21 protein-coding genes are annotated in these 24,339 nt (G+C 45.4%); 10 read left to right on the top strand and 11 right to left on the bottom strand.

Features of this window, described 5'->3' with window-relative positions:
• Positions 1-280 precede the first annotated feature (280 nt).
• From F0231_RS00615 to F0231_RS00605, 3 genes are all read left to right on the top strand, one after another.
• Positions 281-2,140, top strand: a complete 1,860-nt coding sequence (locus tag F0231_RS00615) for an ABC transporter ATP-binding protein (protein ID WP_171757778.1) — start codon at positions 281-283, stop codon at positions 2,138-2,140.
• Positions 2,141-2,405: 265 nt separating this feature from the next.
• Positions 2,406-2,618: a cold-shock protein gene (locus F0231_RS00610; RefSeq protein WP_004744614.1), complete on the top strand. Its 213-nt coding sequence runs from the start codon at positions 2,406-2,408 to the stop codon at positions 2,616-2,618.
• A 259-nt stretch (positions 2,619-2,877) separates the two neighbouring features.
• Complete coding sequence (locus F0231_RS00605) at positions 2,878-4,188, top strand: DUF2235 domain-containing protein (RefSeq protein ID WP_171757777.1); 1,311 nt, start codon at positions 2,878-2,880, stop codon at positions 4,186-4,188.
• A 96-nt stretch (positions 4,189-4,284) separates the two neighbouring features.
• Here the strand turns inward: F0231_RS00605 and F0231_RS00600 are convergent, their stop codons facing one another.
• Positions 4,285-4,806 carry a DUF2058 domain-containing protein gene (locus F0231_RS00600; protein WP_171757776.1) on the bottom strand — a complete coding sequence of 174 codons (522 nt, stop codon included), beginning with the start codon at positions 4,804-4,806 and terminating at the stop codon, positions 4,285-4,287.
• 286 nt (positions 4,807-5,092) lie between these two features.
• Between F0231_RS00600 and speA the strand changes: the two genes are divergently transcribed.
• Entirely contained in the window at positions 5,093-7,003 is a 1,911-nt protein-coding gene (gene speA, locus F0231_RS00595; protein ID WP_367613448.1) for an arginine decarboxylase, read from the top strand.
• Complete coding sequence (gene speB / locus F0231_RS00590) at positions 7,004-7,930, top strand: agmatinase (RefSeq protein ID WP_171757774.1); 927 nt, start codon at positions 7,004-7,006, stop codon at positions 7,928-7,930.
• 59 nt (positions 7,931-7,989) lie between these two features.
• On the opposite strand, the gene F0231_RS00585 is transcribed toward speB, so the two are convergent.
• The gene (locus F0231_RS00585) at positions 7,990-8,916 is read right to left on the bottom strand and encodes a LysR substrate-binding domain-containing protein (protein ID WP_171757773.1); all 927 of its coding nucleotides are present in this window, start codon (positions 8,914-8,916) and stop codon (positions 7,990-7,992) included.
• Between the two features lie 93 nt (positions 8,917-9,009).
• On the opposite strand from F0231_RS00585, the gene F0231_RS00580 reads away from it, so the two are divergent.
• From F0231_RS00580 to F0231_RS00570, 3 genes are read left to right on the top strand one after another with little or no spacing between them, the layout of a single operon-like run.
• Positions 9,010-10,335: a cytosine permease gene (locus F0231_RS00580; RefSeq protein WP_171757772.1), complete on the top strand. Its 1,326-nt coding sequence runs from the start codon at positions 9,010-9,012 to the stop codon at positions 10,333-10,335.
• 5 nt (positions 10,336-10,340) lie between these two features.
• Entirely contained in the window at positions 10,341-11,480 is a 1,140-nt protein-coding gene (locus tag F0231_RS00575) for a DUF917 family protein (RefSeq protein WP_171757771.1), read from the top strand.
• Positions 11,470-13,047, top strand: a complete 1,578-nt coding sequence (locus F0231_RS00570) for a hydantoinase/oxoprolinase family protein (RefSeq protein WP_171757770.1) — start codon at positions 11,470-11,472, stop codon at positions 13,045-13,047. Before F0231_RS00575 ends, F0231_RS00570 begins: the two co-directional genes overlap by 11 nt.
• 79 nt (positions 13,048-13,126) lie before the next feature.
• Here the strand turns inward: F0231_RS00570 and F0231_RS00565 are convergent, their stop codons facing one another.
• The 4 genes from F0231_RS00565 to F0231_RS00550 all read right to left on the bottom strand — a co-directional run bounded on the left by F0231_RS00565 (position 13,127) and on the right by F0231_RS00550 (position 17,845).
• Positions 13,127-14,554 (bottom strand): NAD-dependent succinate-semialdehyde dehydrogenase, encoded by a 1,428-nt coding sequence (locus F0231_RS00565; RefSeq protein WP_171757769.1) that lies wholly within the window; start codon positions 14,552-14,554, stop codon positions 13,127-13,129.
• A gap of 96 nt (positions 14,555-14,650) precedes the next feature.
• Positions 14,651-16,039 (bottom strand): DASS family sodium-coupled anion symporter, encoded by a 1,389-nt coding sequence (locus F0231_RS00560; protein WP_171757768.1) that lies wholly within the window; start codon positions 16,037-16,039, stop codon positions 14,651-14,653.
• A gap of 261 nt (positions 16,040-16,300) precedes the next feature.
• Positions 16,301-17,152: an alpha/beta fold hydrolase gene (locus F0231_RS00555; RefSeq protein WP_171757767.1), complete on the bottom strand. Its 852-nt coding sequence runs from the start codon at positions 17,150-17,152 to the stop codon at positions 16,301-16,303.
• A gap of 105 nt (positions 17,153-17,257) precedes the next feature.
• Positions 17,258-17,845 carry a TetR/AcrR family transcriptional regulator gene (locus F0231_RS00550; RefSeq protein ID WP_171757766.1) on the bottom strand — a complete coding sequence of 196 codons (588 nt, stop codon included), beginning with the start codon at positions 17,843-17,845 and terminating at the stop codon, positions 17,258-17,260.
• A gap of 243 nt (positions 17,846-18,088) precedes the next feature.
• Between F0231_RS00550 and F0231_RS00545 the strand changes: the two genes are divergently transcribed.
• Positions 18,089-19,111 carry an acyltransferase gene (locus F0231_RS00545; protein ID WP_171757765.1) on the top strand — a complete coding sequence of 341 codons (1,023 nt, stop codon included), beginning with the start codon at positions 18,089-18,091 and terminating at the stop codon, positions 19,109-19,111.
• Positions 19,112-19,178: 67 nt separating this feature from the next.
• On the opposite strand, the gene F0231_RS00540 is transcribed toward F0231_RS00545, so the two are convergent.
• The 3 genes from F0231_RS00540 to F0231_RS00530 form a co-directional block, all read right to left on the bottom strand.
• Entirely contained in the window at positions 19,179-19,706 is a 528-nt protein-coding gene (locus tag F0231_RS00540; RefSeq protein WP_171757764.1) for a DNA mismatch repair protein, read from the bottom strand.
• The gene (locus tag F0231_RS00535; protein WP_171757763.1) at positions 19,707-20,093 is read right to left on the bottom strand and encodes an MAPEG family protein; all 387 of its coding nucleotides are present in this window, start codon (positions 20,091-20,093) and stop codon (positions 19,707-19,709) included.
• Positions 20,094-20,213: 120 nt separating this feature from the next.
• The gene (locus F0231_RS00530; protein WP_171757762.1) at positions 20,214-20,903 is read right to left on the bottom strand and encodes a glutathione S-transferase family protein; all 690 of its coding nucleotides are present in this window, start codon (positions 20,901-20,903) and stop codon (positions 20,214-20,216) included.
• Between the two features lie 233 nt (positions 20,904-21,136).
• Between F0231_RS00530 and F0231_RS00525 the strand changes: the two genes are divergently transcribed.
• On the top strand, positions 21,137-23,317 hold the full coding sequence (locus F0231_RS00525; RefSeq protein WP_171757761.1) for a caspase family protein: 2,181 nt from the start codon (positions 21,137-21,139) through the stop codon (positions 23,315-23,317).
• Positions 23,318-23,419: 102 nt separating this feature from the next.
• Here F0231_RS00525 and sigZ read toward each other — a convergent pair whose 3' ends face one another.
• Together sigZ and F0231_RS00515 are read right to left on the bottom strand one after the other, a co-directional pair.
• Complete coding sequence (sigZ, locus tag F0231_RS00520) at positions 23,420-23,992, bottom strand: RNA polymerase sigma factor SigZ (protein ID WP_171757760.1); 573 nt, start codon at positions 23,990-23,992, stop codon at positions 23,420-23,422.
• Entirely contained in the window at positions 23,979-24,272 is a 294-nt protein-coding gene (locus F0231_RS00515) for a helix-turn-helix transcriptional regulator (RefSeq protein WP_171757759.1), read from the bottom strand. The genes sigZ and F0231_RS00515 overlap by 14 nt, the downstream gene beginning before the upstream one ends.
• Positions 24,273-24,339: the final 67 nt, after the last annotated feature.

Raw genomic sequence — 24,339 nt, 5'->3', positions numbered from 1 at the left:
TAATTGTAGACATAATGTTAAAACACAATTTACTGAACTTACCCTACCATTTCACCTTCTGGCAGTGATAATTACTGAGATAGCAAACAAGCGCAGTGAACTTTATTGTCACCGAGACTTTTTACCGTCTTACTCTGGATAATATGCAAAACAAGGAGTAATAAACTGATTACATTTCAATCATGAACAGAGTAACATTGATTTGCCCTTCCTATTTATGGACTTACGCCGAATCCTCACGGCGTACCTGTTGTCTTTATTTGTGCTTAGGAACAAATGTATGTTTAAGAAGTTTGAAGGCTTTACTAAGCCTTTCCCTGAACAAGAGCCAAACCAGCCTCCTTCGGGTATTTTTGCTTTTTGTCGCCACTATACAAAGGGGTTTGAAATCCCTCTGATCATTATGTCAATCATGTCGACTATCGTTGCTATCGTCGAAGTTTCACTTTTTGGTGCAATGGGGAATCTCGTCGATTGGCTATCAACCAGCAACCCTGAAACTTTTTGGCAAGAAAATCAAAGTGAGCTGATGTTTTACGGCGGCCTTCTACTCATAGTCATGCCCATTCTAGTCGTTGTTTACTCACTGTTGATTCACCAAACGCTTCTGGGTAACTACCCAATGTCGATTCGTTGGTTAGCTCACCGTTACTTGCTCAAGCAAAGTCTTAACTTCTACCAAGATGACTTTGCCGGCCGAGTAGCAACGAAAGTCATGCAAACCTCTCTCGCGGTGCGTGAAACCGTCATGAAAACCATGGACGTGTTTGTCTATGTGTCGGTGTACTTTACTTCAATTGTGGTTCTACTTGCCCAAGCCGATTGGCGACTAATGATCCCAATGGTGATTTGGCTGTGCTGCTACATCGGTATTCAAATCTACTTTGTTCCTAAACTAAAGAATGTTGCTTCGGAGCAAGCCGACGCTCGTTCAACCATGACAGGCCGTATTGTTGATAGCTACACCAACATTGCGACGGTAAAGCTGTTCTCGCACAGCAAGCGCGAAACAGAGTACGCAGAACAAGGCATGAATGGCTTCCTTGATACCGTCTATCGCCAAATGCGTTTGGTGACTGGCTTCGATGTGGCCGTTGAAATTACCAACTACTTACTGGTGTTCTCTATTAGTGCATTATCTATTTTCTTATGGATGGATAACTCTATCAGCGTGGGTGCCATTGCTATCGCGATTGCCTTGGCGCTGCGTATCAACGGTATGTCGATGTGGATCATGTGGGAAGTCGGCGCTCTGTTTGAAAACATGGGTACGGTTGTCGACGGTATGAAGACACTGGCTAAACCTATTGATATTGAAGATAAACCAAATGCGAAGCCACTTGTGGTTGAACAAGGTGGTATCGAATTCGACAACGTCAGCTTCCACTACGGTGATAAAGAGAAAGGGGTGATCAGCAACCTTAACCTCAACATCAAACCAGGTGAGAAAGTTGGCTTAGTTGGACGCTCTGGAGCGGGTAAATCAACGCTCGTTAACTTGCTGCTTCGATTCCATGATGTAGAAGAGGGTAAGATTAAGATTGATGGTCAAGTCATTTCCGACGTTACCCAAGATTCGCTACGCAGTAAAATCGGTATGGTGACGCAAGATACTTCACTTCTTCACCGTTCGATTAGAGATAACATCTTATATGGTAATCCTGATGCGAGCGAAGAGGATCTACTCCGCGCAACCAAACAAGCACACGCTCATGAGTTTATCGAAACGCTCAACGACCCGTTTGGCAATGTCGGTTACGATGCTCAAGTTGGTGAACGCGGCGTTAAGTTGTCAGGCGGTCAGCGCCAACGCATTGCGATCTCTCGTGTTCTACTCAAAGATGCGCCTCTACTGATTTTGGATGAAGCGACATCTGCGCTGGATTCTGAAGTTGAAGCAGCGATTCAAGAGAGCCTAAACGAGTTAATGCAAGGTAAAACGGTTATCGCCATCGCACACCGTTTATCGACCATCGCGGCGATGGATCGACTTATCGTGCTCGATAAAGGTGAAGTGGTAGAGCAAGGTACTCACCAAGAACTGGTTCAAAGTGGCGGTATCTACGCACAACTTTGGGCTCACCAAACGGGCGGTTTTATTGGAGATAAAGCAGGCCAACAAAAGCCTGCCTCAACTTAAAATCTTGATAACCAAGGAATGAGTGCATTCCTTGGTTAAAAAATAAACAATTTTGCTGAAATATAGCTTTACATAGTCCGGTAATCAGGTAATACTTACTTCGCTCTGCAAGACAGGGTTATTTGTGAAACTGCAAGTAAAAGTAAAGCCTTAGATTCTGCGTTACCGTTGTTATCCCAGTGTTTCCCTTAGCTTCATTGTTTACAATAAATAGTTCGATTTTTCAGCGCACTACAATTTAATTTTTATATATAAGGGACACATCATGTCTAACAAAACTACTGGTATCGTAAAATGGTTTAACGAAGAGAAAGGCTTCGGTTTCATCACTCCAGAAAACGGCGGTGCTGACGTATTCGTTCACTTCCGTGCTATCGCTTCTGAAGGTTTCAAAACTCTGAAAGAAGGCCAACAGGTTTCTTTCGAAGTTGAACAAGGCCAAAAAGGCCCACAAGCTGCTAACGTAGTACCAGCTTAATTTTAGATTGACCTAAGCGTCAATTACTAAGATTCTAAAGACCAGCCCTAGTGGCTGGTTTTTTTGTATCTATGGTTTAGGAATGAATCCTATTTCCTCTCACGTGCTAAAGCACACTTTTTCTGAAAGGCAGATACTGCTTACCGTTGTTAACGGGACTAACTCTACACTTTTACTCGATAACAATATCGACGAAATAACCAAATCTATAGCTAGCACCTAGCCTTACTTTGTTCATTTTTAATCGATGGAGTTGGGTATGACCAAGGTGCTGTTTTTCTTTTTGCCACTTTTTATTTTGCTTGGCTGTTCAACCCCTACACCTGTAACGTACAACTACTCGCAATCCGCATCCAACTGTAGCAGCAACAACAAAAGCGAATGTACGCCTAAAAACATCGTTATTTTCTTCGATGGTACCGCGAATGATGAGACATCAAGAACCAACGTCAAAGAGATGGAAAGCTTACTCCACTTGTACGGAAAAGGTAACTATGCCAGCTTTTATGTAGAGGGTGTGGGCGTTGGTGGAAAAATCATCGGTGGAACAACAGGTTGGGGAGCCGCTTATCGAATTAGGCAAGCCTATACCTATTTGCTCAATAATCACAACCCTGGTGATAAGATCTATATCTTTGGCTTTAGCCGAGGCGCTTATCAAGCACGAATACTGACTTCGATGATTCGATTTGCTGGTATACCTGACGTAGAGACGCTCAACGTATCTAGCTCGAAAGCCGCTGATGAGATTTACTCGAGTTACAAAGGTAAATTTGAGCCAGAGTCGAAACGTAAAGATGAGGTCTATAAAACACTTAATCAACTAGGAGCAGAGCTCCCTGACTACGATAATCCTATCAAAATCACTGCACTTGGCCTTTGGGATACAGTAGAAGCTTATGGCTGGCTTGATGGTGAAGATAATGTCGATGAACCCAACAACCGCTATGGCGACCAGTTATGTAATGTTGAAAATGCATTTCATGCAGTATCACTTGACGACAACCGCGCGACTGTCTTTACACCACTACTGCTCACCCGAAAGCACTTAATTCAGGAATGTAGTGAGCAGCAAAAAGTAGATTTAAATCTAAAAGAAGTATGGTTTAGCGGCGCGCATTCAGATGTCGGAGGTGGTTACAATCAAAGCCGAATGAATGCCAGCTCACTGAAATGGATGCTCTCAGAGTTAACAGATGAGACTAACTTTACGGAACAACCTTTGTTCCCTAGTTTTGTCGCTGACATCAACACCAGTGTTTTAGATACAAGTCATAACCCTAGAAGCACTTGGTATTTCCGTCTAGCCTACAAATATCAACCACGCACTCCAGTAAAATACTTTAATCAAGAAAACAGTACGCAGCCAGATCTGATCTATATTCACCGAAGTGTATTAGAGCGTATCACTCAATGTAACAACAAAAGTGCCTCTTGCGCATTTAAAGCTGCACATGAGCTAGATCTCAATAAAGAGTTTGGACAATGTTTCACATATGATGAAACACGAGGTCAGTTTGACGTAGCGGCAGATATTGAAAGCTGCAAGATTAGAATCATTGAGTGGTAGACAGTGATAAGAGCGGAGTAAAATGCTGCTAGATTAAACGAGTAAATCACAGCAGCATAACTCTCTAAAGGGTTAACGCTATTGTTAAATGGCGTTCTACCACATCAAATCATCGGGTACGACAAAGTCTGCATATGGGTCATCTTCAGCTGGGATATCTTCCGCTGGAGCATTTTGCTCAATGATCACGCTCTCATCACGCATCGCAATTTTCTTCGCGACACTGCTTGGAATAACCACGTATGTTTCATCCGTGCGAGCAATCGATAGAATACCTTTCGCTAGCTGGTCACGAATCAACTGCTCAACATAAAGCGACTTAACTAGCGTGCCATCGGTAAAGTTGTATTTGATGTCACCATCTTTCTGATCGATCTTATTCATCTCGATCAATTGCTTGATTTGCGCTTTGATCTCTTTTGATAGACGTTGCTCTTTTTGCTCTTCGCTTAGCGCCTTATCACGCTCTTGCTGTTGGCGTTTACTCTCTTCTACAGCTGCTTTAACTTCGCGTGCTTGAACACGAGATTTCTTTGAGCCTTTCTTCGCTTTCTTGAGTTTTTTCTCGTTCACTAAGCCTGCTTTTAGCATTTGCTCTTGAAGTGTCAGTTTTGCCATGGTTCTTCCAAAGGTAATCAATTTCCCTCTATTTTAACGACTCAACCTAGGCAATGAAAGGCTCTAAATCAACTTAAACTCGCATCTGAAATGCATAGAAACGCAGTTAAATCTCGCCCCATGAAATCTAATCGTGACGACAAATTCATTTTGTTAGACTCAAGCGCCTTTTTGTCCGTTAATGCGCTCGACGCGGAAGCTTAGAGAGCCCAATTCAGACCCGTGTCAGGTATGACTTAGCTCCACTGAGTCATGTATTTCTCTCCCTGTCTTTGTGAGATTTGAAGTGGAAAACAATTCCAAACTTGATCGTGTTCGTGCTGATTACAATGTTCATTACTGGAGCCAAGGCTTCTACGGTATCGATAACCAAGGTGAAGTGTATGTGTCACCTCGTAGCGATAACGCACACCAAGTACCATTGAGCAATATCGTCTCTAAGCTAGAACAAAAACAACTGAATTTACCTGTATTGGTTCGTTTTCCGCAAATCCTGCACCAACGTGTGCATGGGATCTGCCAAGCATTCAACCAAGCGATTGAAGAGTACCAATACCAAAACAACTACCTGTTGGTTTACCCAATCAAAGTGAACCAACAAAAAGAAGTGGTTGATGAGATTTTGGAAAGCCAAGCGCAGCTAGAAACCAAACAATTGGGTCTAGAAGCGGGTAGCAAACCAGAATTACTTGCGGTACTGGCGCTGGCGCAGAAAGCAAGCTCTGTGATTGTTTGTAACGGCTACAAAGACAGAGAGTACGTTCGCCTCGCACTGATTGGTGAAAAGCTTGGTCACAAAGTCTTCATCGTACTAGAGAAGCTTTCAGAGCTAGACCTTGTGCTTAAAGAAGCGAAAAGCTTAGGCGTGAAGCCACGCTTGGGTATTCGTATCCGTTTGGCATCTCAAGGTGCAGGGAAATGGCAATCAAGCGGCGGTGAAAAGTCAAAATTTGGCTTAGCAGCATCTCAAGTACTGACGGTTATTGAGCGCCTAAAACAAGAAGACCAGTTGGATGCAATGCAGCTTGTGCACTTCCACCTTGGCTCTCAAATGGCCAACATCCGCGACATTCGCAACGGTGTGAATGAATCAGCTCGTTTCTACTGCGAACTTCGTGGTATGGGCGCTGATATCAAATATTTCGACATCGGCGGTGGCCTTGCGGTGGATTACGACGGTACTCGTAGCCAATCATCAAGCTCGATGAACTATGGCTTGATTGAGTACGCTCGCAACATCGTCAGCACTGTAGGTGATGTATGTCAGCAGTACGAACAGCCAGTGCCAGTGATCATCTCTGAGTCTGGTCGCTCATTAACAGCGCATCACGCAGTATTGATCACCAATGTGATTGGCACAGAAGCGTACCACCCTGAACAGGTTGTGGCACCTAGCTTCGAGGATCCGACTCTGCTGCAAAACATGTGGCGTAGCTGGGAGAACGTGCAAAACGGCAGCGATGCACGAGCACTGATTGAGATTTACAACGATACACAAAGCGATTTAGCAGAAGTGCATTCACAGTTCGCGACAGGCGTATTAAACCTGCAGCAGCGTGCATGGGCAGAGCAACTTTCTCTGCGCATTTACTTCGAGCTGAGCCGCCAAATGAGCAACAAGAACCGTTTCCACCGCCCTATTTTGGATGAGTTGAACGAGCGACTAGCAGACAAGTTCTTTGTGAACTTTTCCCTATTCCAATCGTTGCCAGATGCTTGGGGTATTGATCAGGTGTTCCCGGTTCTACCTCTGTCTGGTTTGGAAAACGTTGAAGATCGCCGTGCGGTTATGCTTGATATTACGTGTGACTCAGACGGTGCCATTGAGCAGTACGTTGAAGGTCAAGGCATTGAAACCACCTTGCCAGTACCAGCATGGAATAAAGACAAACCTTACCTAATGGGCTTTTTCCTTGTTGGCGCTTACCAAGAGATTTTAGGTGACATGCACAACCTGTTTGGGGATACCCACAGCGCAGTTGTCACTGTTGGTGAAGATGGTGAAGCCGTCATCGAGCGTATTGATGAAGGCGATAGCGTTGAAGATATGATGCGTTACGTGCACATCGACGTTGATAAGATTCGCAGCAACTACCGAGAATTAGTCGCTGAGCGAGTCAACGCAGACGAGCAACAAACCGTATTAGAAGAATTAGAAGGTGGCCTAACGGGTTACACCTACTTAGAGGATTTCTAAATGAATGATTTGTTTACTAAGACTGATTATTCGCTTTACTCAAACTCAATGAGTTTTATGCGCAGACCTTACCTACGCAACCCTGTCTCAGCCGATGCTGACCTAGTGGTACTGGGTGTACCACTAGACATGGCGACATCAGGTAGACCAGGGGCTCGTATGGGGCCTGACGCAATCCGCCGTGCATCCGTGAACTTAGCGTGGGAAGGAAACAAGTTCCCATGGGACTTCAATGTATTTGACCGCGCAAGAGTGATTGATGCGGGTGACTTGGTGTTTGACTGTGGCGATGCTGAAGATTTCACATACCGCCTAGAAGCCGCCACCAGCGAGATCCTTAAAAGCGGTAAAACCATGCTGGCTTTGGGTGGTGACCACTTCATCACTCTGCCAATTCTGCGTGCGTATGCAAAACACCATGGTGAGATGGCATTGATTCATTTCGATGCTCATACTGACACCTATGACAACGGCAGCAGCTACGACCATGGCACCATGTTCTATCATGCGCCGAATGAAGGGCTAATTTCGCCGAAGCACTCTGTGCAAATCGGGATTCGTACTGAGTATGAACAGCAGGGTCATGGCTTTAATGTCATCAACGCGATGGAAGCCAATGACCTAAGTGCTGACGACATTGTGATCCGTATTCGAGACATCATCGGTGACAAACCAGTGTATGTCACTTTCGATATCGACTGCTTAGATCCAGCGTTTGCACCTGGTACAGGTACGCCTGTATGTGGTGGTTTGAATTCAGATAAAGTACTGAAGATTCTGCGTGGACTAGCAGGCGTAAACATTGTTGGTATGGACGTTGTGGAAGTGTCACCCCCGTACGACCACAGCGACCTTACCGCATTAGCAGGAGCAACGGTTGCACTTGAACTGATGTACGCTTGGGCATCAAACCGAGACGCAATTTAATCGCTCGACTTGCTTATCTAAACGAAAGCTGATGATTACGTTCATCAGCTTTTTTTATCTTATGACAAGCTTGCTGTTAGTTGCTCGGCAAAAGCCTGCGCGGCCGACGACAAAGACTCCAACGGTTGCTTGGTAATTAAATAGAACTGGCTCTTCAGATGCCATTTATCGGGTTGAAGGGCGATAAGAGACTGACTGTAAGAGGCTCTATCAATCAAATGAGAGGGAAGAAAACTAAGGTGAGTCCCCGCCATTGTTAAAAGCACCCCAGATTCAACATGCCAACCATCGAAAGGCTTTACCGAGTCGTACTGTTCTAGATTTAATAGCTTGAACATTTCATCTTTCGCATAGCCCCCCATATTGATTCGACAGCCATCCAGCGAAAAGTCGTTATCCATAATTTTGTCCGCTAGATCCTTTCGCGCGTACAAGTAACTGTCTTCACTAAAGAGTGGGTATTTATGTGGAAAGGCTGGTTTTTGATGTTCACCCAGTACGGCAATCATCATATCGATTTGGTTTTTCCCTAGCTTCTCATTCAGCTGTGAAAAATCTCCAACATCGACACTCACTTCGACGCTGTTACTTAGTTGGTAGAAAGCTTCGATCGCGCTTGGTAACGGGTTGTTAGCTAATGTGACCGTGTTGTCTAAACAGCCCACTCGAACGTGCCCTGACAGTTCACTCTGAACTCCACGTAATTTATAAGCAAAGTCAGTGAGTGTTGATTTCAGTTGGTTTGCATATTTATATACTTGCTCGCCTTCATGAGTCAGCTTAAAGCCTTTTCTTCCACGTTGGCATAATGTTAAATCTAAGCTTTTTTCCAATGCGATAAGCTGATTACTGATGACAGGCTGGCTAAGACCTGTGCTTGCGACAGCTTGGTTGATCCCGCCCTGCTCTACGATCTCACAAAATAATTCCAATCTTCGGATATCACGCTTATCTAACTTGTTGTTTGGGTTCATCTTCTGATTCACATTTGTTTTTTACTATGTTTGCATTTAATTATATTCATTTAACAAAATTAAATACACCAGTATGCTTTATTCATCATTGAGGAATAACAATGCATGGATGACACAATGGCGACAGACACTTACATCAACAAAACCGACCAAGCGGAGCGTCATAAGAAGATCGACGACTTTGAACTTGAACCCGTACCAGAAAAAGCTAAGCGCTCTTGGTGGGTCATCAGTCTTATATGGCTTGCGATCGGTATCGACATTTCAGGGCTGTTCCTCGGCTCCATTTTAAGTAGCGGTATTGGCTTTGAAGATGCACTTCTCGCCACCTTCATCGGTTCAGCTCTACTCGCCATCATCGCCATGCTTTGCGCCAATATTGGCTTTCAAGCTGGAGTATCAACCCCTCTTGTCAGCAGCGCAGTATTTGGCCGTAATGGCGGTAAGATATTGGGCTTGATCAACGGTGTCTCTCTTGTGGGTTGGTTTGCTTTTCAAGCCGACTTTTTCGCCTACATCATGGTCGATGCACTAGCAAAATACGATATTGAGATTTCTCATCTCACTGCACTTGTCGGTGGCAGTCTCTTGATGATGATGACCGCTATTTACGGTGTTCGCGCCCTAGGTAAATTGAGCTCTTATTCAGTGCCATTGATGGTCACCTTAATAACCATTGGCCTCTTCATGGCTGCCGATTACCAAGGTGGTGCTGCCCCGGGTATTGAAGATCCTCTGACCCTTGGCCAAGCGATCTCATTCGTGATGTCCATTTGGATTCTCGCAGCGGTCGCCGCACCCGATATTGCGCGTTACGCAAAGAGTCGAAAAGACGCCATCTTAGGAGCTGGGATTGGCTTCCTAGTGGGCAACAGCGCCATCATCCTTATCGCTCTTATCCTAACCAAGATGACGGGCACCGATGATCTGGTAGAAGTCTTCTTCTCATTGGGCTTAGGCATGGCCGCCATCATCGTTCTTGTCTTCGCGCAGTGGACAACCAACAGTAGCAACTTAACCTCTGGCGGCTTATGCATGTCGATGGTACTACCTAACATTCCTCGCCCAATCTTAGTGATACTGATGACTCTTGTCGGAATCGGGATCGCACAACTTGGCATGGTCAACCGATTTACCGATTTTCTGATGCTACTCAGTGTCACCATTGCACCAGCTGCTGGCGTGTACATTGTTCAGTACTACATTATTGACGCAAGCAAAATGAGCTTTGCCAACATCCAACAAGTACCCGCTTGGATGATTAAAGGTCTGGCATCTTGGGCATTCGGCACTCTGTTTAGCGCCTGCACAGCCCCTGAATTCTTTGAATTATTCTCGCTAACCAGCATTTCAGCCCTTGATGGCATACTCGCCGCTGGTCTTTTCTACTTGGCGTTGGTCAAACTCACCGCTTCACGTGACAAGGAATAACCGTTGTGATTATTACTGAACAAATGATTGATGATATTGCCCTTGGTGCAACGGTACTTGGTACCGGGGGTGGGGGTGACCCTTACAGTGGCGCTTTGATGGCTAAAGTAGCTATCGCTCAAGCAAAGCAGCCGGTACGTATCATCCCGTTAGAGGATGTTCAGGATGAGTGGATGACGGTGCCGTCTTCAATGATTGGAGCGCCCACCGTTGCGGTCGAAAAACTCAATTCGAAAGACCAGATGCTGGTTGCCTTTGAAGCGATGGAAAAAGCGTTAGAGACCGACATACAAGCAACGTTTCCTATTGAGGTTGGCGGATTTAACTCATTGATCCCTATTTTGGTGGCCGCACAGAAAAACATCCCCATTGTCGACTGTGATGCAATGGGACGTGCCTTTCCTGAGGCACAGATGGTGACCTTTTTCTTAGATGATCTGCCTTCCGCGCCCAATACCCTAGCCGATGAGCGCGGCAATGTAGTCACGCTGTATCCTATCGATGGCATTTGGTCTGAGAAATTTGCTCGCCCAATCACAGAACAAATGGGCGGTTCTGCGGCGATGTGTGACTACCCGATGAACGGTAAGAGCCTCAAACGTAGTGCCCTTCCAGCCACGCTTACTCAAGCAATGAAAATCGGCGCAGCGATTCGCAATGCTAACGAGCGTAATCAAAGCGGGACGCAAGCCGTTCTCGATATTGTCGGTGGACATACGATCATCAGTGGCAAAATTGTCGATATCCAACGCGAAACCGACGGTGGTTTTGCAACTGGCGGTGTCGTCATCGAAAAACTGGCTCAGTTTGAAGACACAGGCGTCGATAGCGTATTTGTCCAATTTCAAAACGAGCTTTTGTTAGCCCACAAAGGGCGCAGTCTTGACGACATGAGCCAAGAAAACTTGCTGGCCTCTACACCCGATCTGATCTCTATTCTTGATCACGAAACAGGTAAACCTATTACGACAGAACAGCTTAGATACGGTCAACGCATCGATCTCATCGCCTACCCTTGTGACCCTAAGTGGCGCAGCCAAAAGGGTATCGAAGTCGCAGGCCCGCGCTACTTTGGCTATTCGGTCGATTACCAACCGATTGAGCAACTTAAATCTGCATTGAAAGGAAGTAAGCATGACGGATAAAACGCTGGATTACTGCCGCTTAGGTATCGACGTGGGTGGGACCAATACAGACGGAGTATTGCTCGATAAACAGCTCAATGTGATTGCAAAGATCAAAACGGCCACGACACACGATATTTCAACCGGCATCAACAATGCGATTACTAGCTTACTCTCTCAAGCCAATATTTCAGGCGAGCAAGTTAAGCACGCGATGTTGGGAACAACGCAATGTACTAATGCCATTGTAGAGCGAAAAGGCTTAGATCGCGTTGGTATGATTCGACTGTCATTGCCAAGCGGCGATAGCGTTCCCCCTTTATGTGGCTGGAGTCAGGCATGGCAATCATTGCTTGGTGAGCATTTCTACCAAGCGCACGGCGGCTACGAATATGACGGTCAATTGATTGCCGACATTCAAGAAGCGGAAATTCGTCAAATCTGTCAGAAAATGAAGGGAAAAGTCGATTCAATTGCCCTTTGTGGCGTGTTTTCTCCTGTCAATGGTGAGCAGGAACTCAAAGCCGCCGAGTGGGTTCAGCAAGAGCTGCCAGAAGTGAATATCTCTCTATCACACAAGGTTGGCAGCTTAGGACTATTAGAGCGCGAGAACGCGACCATTCTAAATGCCGCACTCCAAGGAACGGCAAAACGATTCGTCGATGGGTTTTGCCAAGCACTGCTCAATCACGATATCCACACCACGCCTTATTTCGGTCAGAACGATGGCACATTAATGTCGCAAGAGTTTGCGCTCATGTACCCAATTTTGACCGTCGCTTGTGGCCCTACCAACTCAATACGTGGCGCTAGTCATCTCACCCAGTTGAAAGATGCCATCGTGGTCGATGTTGGTGGCACCACTTCTGACATTGGTGTGCTCACACATGGTTACCCACGAGAATCGAGTCTGGCCGTGGAAATCGGTGAAGTACGCACTAACTTTCGCATGCCGGATATTCTTGCTCTTGCGATTGGCGGCGGAACAAAGGTACGTTTTGAAGACTCACAAATTAAGCTCGGGCCAGAAAGCGTTGGTCATACATTGACTCAAACGGCTCGCAGCTTTGGTGGTGATGAGCTCACTCTGACGGACATCGCGCTTAAAACAGGTCAAATGCAGTGGCAGGCTGATCACGCAGTTCAACCAGAAATAGGGGTTAACGAAGAGCAAGCCGCCGTGGTTTATCAAAAAATGGTGAGTGATGTTGAAGAAGGCATCGATAAAATGAAAACTTCAGCGGCCAGTGTACCGGTGATCATGGTTGGCGGCGGCAGTGCCTTGTTCCCAGATTCATTTGAGGGTGTCAGTGACGTCATTCGCCCTCAGCATTTCGAAGTTGCCAATGCGATAGGTGTGGCACTTGGTGAAATCTCAGGGCAATTCGACAAGATTGTTCCTATTGAACCAAGCCGCCGTGAGGCCATCTTAAAACAACTTGAGCAAGCATCCATTGAGTTAGCGATTGAAGCGGGCGCATGCCCAGAGAATGTATCAGTAATTGAACGCAGTGAGATCCCGCTTAGCTACCTACAAGGCAATATGGTCCATGTAAAAATCAAAGCCGCTGGCCATATTCAGATGTAAGCCATTTCCTTTTCTTGTCCTGTAAATCCTATATTTTTCTAGGTAGAGAGCACTCGCATAGGGTGCTCTCTTTTTTCTCTTAGCCCTTGCCAAAGCAAAGGTATTTGGTGTTGAGATACTCATCGATCCCTTGCTTGCCGCCTTCTCGACCAATACCTGACTGCTTGATTCCGCCAAACGGAGCCATCTCAGTCGAGATAATCCCTTCATTAACCCCGACCATACCGTACTCCAATGCTTCAGCAATATTCCAAACACGATGGATGTTTTGGCTGTAAAAATACGCAGCTAAGCCATAGATAGTGTCATTGGCCATTTCAATGAGTTGTTCATCACTCTCAAACTCAATCACAGGAGCAACAGGGCCAAAGATTTCTTGTGACACAATATCCATCTCGTGACGCACATTCTTGAGCACGACTGGCTGCATAAAGAGTCCGTCTAGTGATTCCAGCTCAGATACTGGTTCAGCGCCCTGCTCTATCGCTCGCTCGATCAAGGCTTGAATATTCTGTTTCGCAGCCTGACTAATGACAGGACCGATATTCACCCCATCTTCGAGACCATTTCCAACCTTAAGCTGTTGGACAGCCGTATCAAACTTGGTGACAAACTCTTCATACACATCACGATGGACATAGAATCGGTTGGCACACACACAAGTTTGTCCCGCATTTCGAAACTTTGAGGCCATCGCCCCTTCAACAGCAGAATCGATATCTGCATCATCAAACACAATAAACGGGGCATTACCGCCCAGCTCCATTGAGGTTCTCTTTACGTCGTGTGCGCTTTGTTCCATCAATAAGCGTCCCACTTGAGTCGACCCCGTAAATGAGAGCTTTCGAACCAACGGATGCGACGTAAAGATAGCTCCAACATTCGGAGCTTGTTCTCCGAGTACAACCTTGAATACCTGTTTCGGGATGCCCGCTTGATAGGCTAATTCTGCTAACGCAAACGCACACAAGGGAGTCAGCTCAGCAGGTTTCACAACAAAGCTGCACCCAGCCGCCAAAGCAGGCGCCGCCTTACGTGTGATCATCGCAATAGGAAAATTCCAAGGCGTAATCGCACAAGCAACGCCAACTGGCTGCTTAATGGTCATAATACGTTTATCACCACCAGGTGACGGTATCGTCTCACCGTAGGTTCGTTTGGCTTCTTCAGCGAACCACTCGATGAAGCTTGCCCCATACATCACTTCTCCGCGAGCTTCAGCTAAAGGTTTACCCTGCTCTAGAGTCATCAGCGTGGCTAAGTCTGGCTGATTGTCGAGTACCAACTGATACCACCGCTGTAGTAATGTGGCGCGCTCTTTTGCTGTCTTCGTTGCCCACACTTTTTGGGCACTATGGGCACCTTCAATGGCTTGATGAATCTCTCGCTCAGACATTACAGGGGCATACCCGAGAGACTCTCCTGTCGCAGGGTTAAATACCTCAATGCCTTGCTCTCTGTTTGGAGCCATAAATGAGAGTAGCGTTTTGTTATTGATTGCCTGCATGGTGATTCCTTACGATCCGAAACAGTGATATGACCATGGGTAAAAAAATAGCCTACCGCAATGGTAGGCTATTTAGCACTTCCAAAGTACGTTTATTTACGCCCAGAAAGTAAGCGCGATAAGGGTCAATGCACCGATACAAGCAACGTTTAGGATGATACCCACTCGCATCATTTCGCTCTGTTTAATGTGCCCTGAGCCAAACACGATGGCATTTGGTGGCGTCGCGACGGGTAACATAAAGGCACAAGAAGCCGCCACAGCAATCAATACCGATAGAATGACAGGTGACATGCCAAATGCCTCAGCAACCGTTGCAAATACTGGGATAAGCAGCGCCGCACTTGCCGTATTACTCGCGAACTCCGTTAAGAACACCACGAAAATCGCCACTACAGCAATAATGAAGAAGATACCTAAGTGAGCAATCATCTCACTCAGTCCATTAGCCAGAAAGACACTGGTACCTGTTGCTTTAAGTACATTACTCAAACAGATACCACCACCAAACAGTAGCAATACGCCCCAGTCAGCGGTCTTCTCTATATCTTTCCAGTGAACCACACGAGCAAAGTTAACCGCCACAATAGCCCCTAGAGCGACGATGGTATCGAATTTAGAATACCCGCCCAGCATGGCATTAATCGGCTTACTAAAAATCCACAAACAAACGGTCGCGCCGAATATTGCCAAGGTGACCACTTTCCCTTTATCCCACTCGACTGGAGTATGATTTAACTCGAACTCACCACTTAGGTTTGGTTTAAGTACAGCGAAAAGCACCGCAATCGAAATAGGTAGAAGAATTAACGCCGTTGGCAGACCAAAACTCATCCATTCAGTAAACGTTAGCCCAACTTCTGCGGCAGCAATGGCATTTGGCGGACTACCTACAATCGTAGCAATACCACCAATACTTGCGCTGTACGCAATGCCCAATAGAACGAATACATAGGTTTTATGCCCACTTTCGGAGTTCACTTTGCTTAGTACACCTAGCACTAAAGGCAGCATCATGGCTGCCGTCGCGGTATTACTGATCCACATAGACAAGGCCGCTGTGACACCGAACAACATGAAGACGGCTACACTCATTTTGCCTTTCGCGACGATCAACACTTTGTCAGCAATGACTTTATCCAACCCTTGTCGGTGCATAGCCGCGGCCAATGCAAAGCCACCAAGGAACAGAAAGATGATCGAATTCGCAAAGTTATTAAGCGCGGTTTGAGTATTGAACACACCAAAAAGCACCGCCATGATGGGTACGAGTATCGCCGTCACAGTGACGTGCAGTGCTTCCGTTAACCATAAGATGGCAACGAAGGTCAGCATACAAATGCCAAGGACAACTTGAGGATCGAACGGCAGAGTAAAGTAAAGAGTGGCAAACAGAGCAATATCAGCAAGGATGATCAGACTGTTTCGGTTAAAAAACCATTCTCGGGTGTTACTGGGTAAAGGGACACTATCATTTCTATTCATTATTATATTTCCTTATGAGGGCCTTGTGGCATAGCAAATAATCCCACATTGCTTCATATTGAAATATTTTTCTTTGCGAATTTGTTAACCACATCAAACACAAGGTTATAAATGTTAAGTTAATGAATGGAAAGATCTTATTGCCACCATATTAACATCAACAATATCAATAGTAGCCAGAAAGGGTTAGGTCTTTAATAATTGTACAAAAACAAATAAGAGCGACGAAAGCCGCTCTTTAGAATAAAGGAGAAAAATACGTTACTTTGTCGTCAACTCATCAAAGCTTGCGAAGACCTCATCGCACTTCATTACTCGCCCATGCCCTTGACCTTGTGTAGCCACTAGAGTGACATTCTCCATCTCTTCAGCTGCTTGCTTCGAGACTGAGAACTTCGTGAATTTGTCGCCTTCATCATGGACAATGATGGTATGCGCATTACGTTTCTTCAGCTTGTTGTATGGGTCAACAGACTGAATCGGGTAGCGATATTGCTCTTCGATCTCAGAAACCACCGCATTGAAAAGACGCATTGAATAACCAGAACGCGCGACACTACCAAATAGGTTGTCCAAGTAATCCAATACTGGTGCAATCAACAGGAACGGTTTATCCACCAGCTTTTGATGATGACACTCAATCGACGATGCTGTCCCCATGCTGTGAGCGACCAAGCCCGCAACCTCATCAACACTATCCAAAATGGCTTCAAGGCCTTGAACAAACGCTGGAATATGCCCATACACGCCTTCACTTTGGCCGTGAGCAGGGTGGTCATAAGCGAGTGCCGTGTAACCTTTGCTCGCGATATGCTCCATAAGTGGGTAGAACTGGCTTGAGCTACCAGACCAGCCGTGAGCCAATACCCATACTGGGCCGCTGCCCAATTGATAGGTCTTCAGCATGCCCTCTTTGGACATCACTTCACCCTTCACTAAACCTGTTGGCTCAGCATTTTTAGGCGCCGTTCTCGCTGGCGTCAGCAGCAACTTTCGCGCGGTGTTTTCAGCGTGCTTTGGCGCAATCGTGTGATGCAAACGAGTCGTGATATTCACCAAGCTCTTTTTGACGCTGAATTTTTGCGAGGTGTTAAAGTAGATCTTCTCACTCATGGTTCTGTCCTTTTAACGCCCGATCCATTGTTAAACCACAAAGCGAACGACCGTGCTATTTTTATATAAAGAATAAGCTAAGCAGTCTGCTTAGCTTCATTATGTCTATTTCCAGCGAGCAATTTGGCTTTGAACGCCCTGCCAAAAATGGTTGTAACTCGCCTGCTCCCCATGAATTGAATAAAACAGGTGAGCACTCAAATACAAACCATACAATTCAAACGTCGCTTGTTTAGGGTCTAGATCGCGACGAAACTCGCCATTTTCGACCCCTTTCGCTACTTGAATTCGTAAATACTCAATCCAAGTGGCAAGTGTCTTCTTTAATGCCTTTTGTGTCGGTGCTTCATCGACGCTGGTCTCTTTCCAAGCATCTAAAAACATGCAACTGCCTTGAAAAGAGTGATTCCAACCAAGCCAATTATCCAAAAGCTTGGTTAACTTCTCTTCAATCGAGATCGATGAACACTCGCGAGCAGGTGCGATCACACGTGCAGTAAAGACCTGATTGGCATAATCAAGCACCGCAATTTGCAGGTTATCTTTCGAGTTAAAATGGGCAAAAAGACCACTTTTTGACATCCCACACTGCTTGGCGAGCTCGCCAATCGTGAGGCTCTCAAGTCCATTTTCACTCGCTAGCTCAAATGCCTTAGCCAAGATGTTTTCTCGGGTGACTTTGCCTTTACTCATACTGCTCTCTCAACACTACTGACATTATTTTTAGCACACTCGTTCTTTTTTTCAAACTATTTAATAGATTTATCACCTAAGGTGGAGGGTAGTGGCTCGCCTACTCCGACATAATTAGTTTGATTTACTTCGCAAATATTAATCCAAATAGCCCTGTTATCACCTTCATATTGATTTTACGCTACTTCGATTATGGTCATCCTGATATACGATATCCCTCTTCCTTTTTCTTTGAATATCGCTATGGAAAATCAAAAAATTCAGAGTATCGAACTAGGCCGTGTTGTGGCGATCCTTGCTATTGCCGCTATGCACTGCCAGATGTTTTTAAGCTATTGGCAGTTCAACGAGGTTCCTTGGGTGGGTTACATCTTCAACCAAGCGACTCGATTCGCTGTTCCCTTATTTTTCCTAATTTCCGGCTACTTAATTCAACCTAAGTTGGTTCAAAACCCATTAGAAACCTTTAAACGCTACAGCACTCCACTCCTTAAAGTGTTCGTTGTTTGGAGCCTTATCTGCTTAGCCATGCCATTTAACCTTGGGAAAGTTGCCGAAGCGGGCTATTTAGCCGAGAGACAGGGCTACTGGGGTTTCCTCGCGCAGACGCCACTCAATACCCTATTGGAAGGCGGACTGGTTCACTTGTGGTTTATTCCTGCCCTGATCAGTGCAGCGGCTATCACGGCTCTTCTTGCGCATCGAAACAAAATCGAGTTGTTAATTCCGCTCGGTATGGCGCTATACGTTTATGGCGTATTGGCAGGAAGCTACCAGGGGCTAACCGACTTTTGGGCACCCTTTTTTACCCGTAATGGCCCCTTCTTTAGTACCTTGCTGTTCGCAATTGGTTTTGCGATAAGACAACAAGCTACCACCGCGACCAGCAAACAAGCCCTGCAACTGGCGACACTAGGCATAGTGATGCACTTTACCGAAGCTTGGGTTCTCAGCCAGTTCGACCAACCCTTTAATGCCAATGACTATCTATTTGGCACTGTCTTATGGGGCACTGGTGCCTTTTTATGGCTACTCAGCAAACCGACGTTAGGTACTGGCCGTTGGTTAACCGCACAATCAAAGTACGTTCTGCCACTTTATGTTGCGCATCTACCTATGATCATCGTGATGATGAACGTTGCTGGAATTCTTGAACTCGGTGGTTTTGCGAAAGATATGACGGTGTTATTTGGCGCGACCGTCGTGACTTACTTGGTGGTAAGAGGGTTAGAAAAAACGCCGCTCTATCGCTGGCTGTTCCGCTAGTTAGTGGAGATTTAAAACTAAAAAGCGATGGTTTTTACCATCGCTTTTTTACTTTAAGCAGTAAGATTTAACTTGGCCGTCTCGCCAAGTCCCTAGCCAGTATGAGCGCTAAACCAAACACTTGTAAAAACAGGCCGATGTTTTTGTACCACGCAATCTGTTCATTAAGCACAGTAACGCGCTCGGAAGTAGAGAGATTATCCAGATAGAATTCATCAATCTGATCACGATAGCGCTGCTGGGCTTGATTCACCAACATCATTAGCTGAGGCAAATTCTCTATCGTGATCTCAGGAACTGTCGCCGTCACCCAATGACTTAATTGACCTTGAAGCGCGTTTTGTATGGAGGAGTTAGGCTTAGAGTCTACATTTTGAGATAAATGAATCAGGAGCATTTCTCGCTTACGTTCGAGCATCTCAACACTGTTCCAAGCAAGCTGAATGGAATAGACATTCTCATCCTTTTGCTCGGTCAGCGTCGCTATCTCACCACTTAATCTATCGAGTACGACACTCGACATCAGCAAGGCCAACACGTTCAAAATCAAACCTGTTAGTACGAGCGACCATGCTGGCGGTGCGTATATTTTCATTTACCACAGCCTGTCAAAAGGCAAATAAGCGATGTTGAGAACAATCAGGATAGCCATGACCAAAAAGGTAAGTTTCATCCCAGACACTCGTCCTTTCAGTTTGTCCGCTAAAATCCCTTTGGCATGCAAGATACGCCCGAACACAAATAATCCACCACATACGTGTACCATCCATAAGCTTGCCCCATTGTATTCAAGTAGGGCCATCATGATCAGCGTGATGGGAATATAATCCACTGCATTACTGTGAGCACTGCGCGCAATTTGAAGAGCATCGACACCACCGTCGGCGTACTTTACTTGAGCCTTGCGACGCTGCTTGATCACCTCAATCGACAACCAAATCATCAAAGCCGCAAGTATCGACGCGTAAAGTGCAGTTACCATTCTATTCTCCCTATCTATCAGTAACTAAGACCTAAACAGTTTAGGTAATCTTTCAAAGGCCAAACAGTAAATACAAAAAAGCCTCACTAAATAGCGAGGCTCCATCACATTTACTGGGTGTTAGCAGCAGTTTGTACCACAGCCATTGTTCGGCTTGCAGTCTTCGCCTTTACCTAAAAAGGTGTCATCTGATAGGTAGAAGCCGGTAAATGCTGCTTCAAAGTCTTCAGACACTGTTTTCTCCACTAGTCCAGTTTCCATAATCTGTTGCTGCCAAGCCTGTACTTTAGGAAAGCCCTCTAACATGTCAAAGCAAGTATGCGCTTTGATGATGTCAGCGCGGTGCAGTAGAGGTAGCCATGCCATGTCTACATTGCTCAACTGGTCACCTTTGAAGAAAGGCCCTGTAAGCTGTTTTTCTACCTTACCAAATGCTTTCGCAATATTCGCTACTCGGTCGGTGAGTGTTGCTTTGTCATTGCTGCGCATTGTGCTGCACTGAGCCAAATAATGCTTTGAACCTAAGTAGCTCCACGCACGGTCAAGCGCTCGTTGCTCGTTAGTCACACCTTCTTCTAATGCTCCAAACTCATCTTCGATGTATTCAATGATCGCATCCGACTCAAACAGTGCAGTACCATTTTCAGTCACTAGTAGAGGTACTTGTCCGTTCGGAGAGATATCTAGGAACCACTGAGGTTTGTTCTTAAGGCTGATGTACTCAATCTCATAAGGGATCTTCTTCGCTTCTAGCGCTGCGGTAACACGTTGGACAAATGGACAAATTTTGAAGCTTACGATCTTAATCATTTCTTAACTCTCTTAATTTAGGGGATGGATGCGAGCTTTGCATCACTTACACCTTTAAGACGATGAGCATGATGAAAAGACGAAAAAAAAGAAAAAAAGTATCAGAAAAGCACTTACTCAATTGAGCTCATATTGATTATCCCCCTTAAAAAAATGCATCTCTATTCATTTGACAGTGAGATTATATGCGACTAACTTTAAACAGAACATCATTCTGTATGAAAGGAGAAAACATGAAGATGTCTAAAGTTGCGGTGGCTTGCTGCTTAACTTGCGCGCCAGTTCTAGCGCAAGCCTCTCTGGGATCAGAGAACATCAGCAACGACAAATCACTCACCACCACGTTTAATTTTGATTACTTTCGTTATTTTGACCATGGGCGAGATTACGATGGAACCTTTAATCAAAAAGCCTACTCCCTAAGTGCATCCAAGCAAAAAATGGGCGATCAATTTGGCCAAACATTTGTCTACTCTGATAGTGGTCAACTGACTTTGTCGCTGTCTGACCATCGCCCGGAAATCGAAAACGTATTGTTTGAGGTCTCATTCAAAGCCGCACCATCAACGTCGAGATCCTCAATAAGGAACAAAGTTAGGCTTGATGTCCTTCACGGGGAGACTGCAATCCAAAGCTATGCGGATTTGTTTGGAGCGAGCGAGCAGCATATCCAATTGACGGTAACCGGTAAAACGCTGATGGAAGGGTTAGTTTTTGCCAACCAGTTCGTGACCTTAGATAACATCAAAGTTACGCCGACGTCTAAACTTGCTACATTCGACTTTTACTCAGCGAGCCGTTACTCACACGGTCAGTCGTTCCGCTCTCAGCTGCAAAATGGCGACTTTACATTAACGCCTACAAGCCAAAAAGCAGGTAACCGAAAGGGGCAAACATTTGTCTACCCTCGAACGGTCGGTCAACTAGACCTAAAGCTCAACAGCCAAGCAGCCACTTACGACGGTCAAGTATTTAAAGTCACAGCGTTGGCAGGGGCATCGACAGGCCAAGCGAAAAATAAAGACAAGGTGAAGTTATCGGTCTTTAGCAATGAAGAGTCCATTGCTCAGTTTCAATCATTCTTTGGTAACCCCAAAAAGAATATCGAGTTTACCGTGACGAGTGAGCAACTCAGACAAGGGATTAGTTTAAAGAACGCCTTTGTAACGTTAGACGATATTACGGTGGAAAGTATCGGCGTTCAAAAAGAAGAGGCGAATACACCGAAGTTTAATTTTGACTTTGCACCACCGAGCACTGCGCAAAATGGCGATACTGTCGAGCTAATGATTGAGCACGAGGGTTTCGACCTCATCCCCCACAATCAATATTATGCGGTTACAACTCAGGCGTGGTTCGGTAAAGAAGATTCGTCATTCACCGTGGTCGCAAATGGAGATACTGAAGTGAACCCAGATGCGGATTACGACGTGACTTTCCACCTCGGATCTGCAACGAAAAAGCATGAGAATGGCAAGAAAGTCAAATCTCTGGTTTCGAATGCTTTAGGGGATGAACTGTTTAAGAAAACCAATTGGTACACTGGCTATTCGGGCGTCTATAACAGAGCTCAGCACTTTACAATTCGAGTGAGTGGGCAAGATCTACAAGATGGCCTAACGTTTGAAAACAGCTTAATTGAAGTTTCAAACTTAGTTATTGAGCCAGTGAAACAATATAAAAACAACGCACTGCTCATCGGTATCGGTGATAAAAATCAAGATGGCGATTATTTAGATCATGCGGAGATGGCTTCCACGGTAAATGATGCAACTGCTATGGAAAAGATGCTTTCGAACTCTGGCTACAATACGAATTTGATGCACAACATTTCCACCTCTGAATTTTCACACTACGTACAAAAAGCAGCCGAACAAACGGCATCAGACGGCAAGTTAATTGTCTACATTGCCTCTCATGGTCGAGACAGTCGAGGCGGAGGTATTTGGTTCAACGATCACTCTATTGATTTCGATGACCTAAAAACACAACTCGATAAGTATCCAGGAGAAAAGGTAGTTATCTTAGAAAGTTGTGGCTCGGGTAAAGGGTTAAAACAGTTCGAAAATGATCCAACTTACACAGTAGTGACATCATCAAATTCTCTTGAGTTTTCATGGGCAGGTCTTGCAAGAGAGCTCGACGCCTCTCCCTACGCTAGCGATTATAAGGTCGAGCGAGAAGGGGATGGCGTGGACATGGGCTACTTCACCTACTACATAACACAAGGTGCTGGACTGTTTAATGGTGGCAATGCCGTCGCGGATACCAATCAAGACGGTACATTAACACTTCAGGAAGCTTTTGATTACGCCAACCAAAAAGTGCTCGATATGAATATGTACAGCATGTACAAACAACATCCTCAAAGCACTGGCACACTTAATGGTGCATTCATAGATCTGACCAAGTAACCCACAACAAAAAAAGCCCCCGAAGACACATCCAATGGGGGGCTTTCTATTATTTCCAAATAGCAGAATAAACAGTATAGAAAGAAGTGTAGAAGCTCAATTCTAACAGCGACCACAACTGTTTGATTTAGCTTCGCATTCCATCACATTTCCGTGCTTGTCGAGTTGCAAGGTACAGCAATCTTCAAACAATTTACGAAGCTCTAAACGCCCCTTCTGTACACGAGATTTTAACGTGGAATAGCTGACGCCAACTTTTTCAGCCAGTCGCTTCTGACTTTCTCCTTGTAAATCGACCGCATCAATCAACGATGATTGATCACTCGGCAAAGCATCGACAAATGGCTTAATGCACTCGGCCATCTCTTGCTCCAAGGTCGCCTCTTCTTGCTCAAACCATAAATCCTCCGCTTGCAGTTCACTGTCACGTTGCTGTCTAGCGCGCTTACGGTAAAAATCAATGATGGTTCGATTTGCCAGCTGGAATAGCCAAGACTTTACACTGTCTGCGTCTTTGACGGAGGATAGGTTTTGGTGCGTTTTTAATAGTATCTCTTGCTGAAGATCATCCACGTCATCAGGGTTACTGACTTTTGAATGGAGAAAAGACTTAAGCGCTTTCTGGTACTGTCCCCACACCTCTTCTAAAGTGAGATTCGGATCAGCAAGTTTCATCGGCGCAGCACTCGTCTTGTAGAAAACTGATCACACCTTCTAGGCATTGGTATTCTGCCACGCAAAACAGGGTTCGGCCTTCTCTGCGTTGACTGATAAGCCCTGCTGAAGCCAAGCTCGATATATGGTGCGATAAGGTTGAACCAGGAATACCCAATTGTTCTTGAACTGAGCCCACCGCGATACCTTGATACCCAGCCTTCACGACCGCTTTATAGATTGATAAGCGAGTAGGATGCCCCAGCTCTTTGAGTGCTTTTGCAACGACTTCTAGTTCCATCAAAAACTCCAAATTAACCGACTAGCCACAAAGTGTGGGCTTTATATTTCCAAAATAATGGAAATAT

Source organism: Vibrio sp. RE86 (genome assembly GCF_013114545.1).
Lineage (GTDB): Bacteria > Pseudomonadota > Gammaproteobacteria > Enterobacterales > Vibrionaceae > Vibrio.
This window is presented reverse-complemented; position numbering and strand designations above follow the sequence as displayed.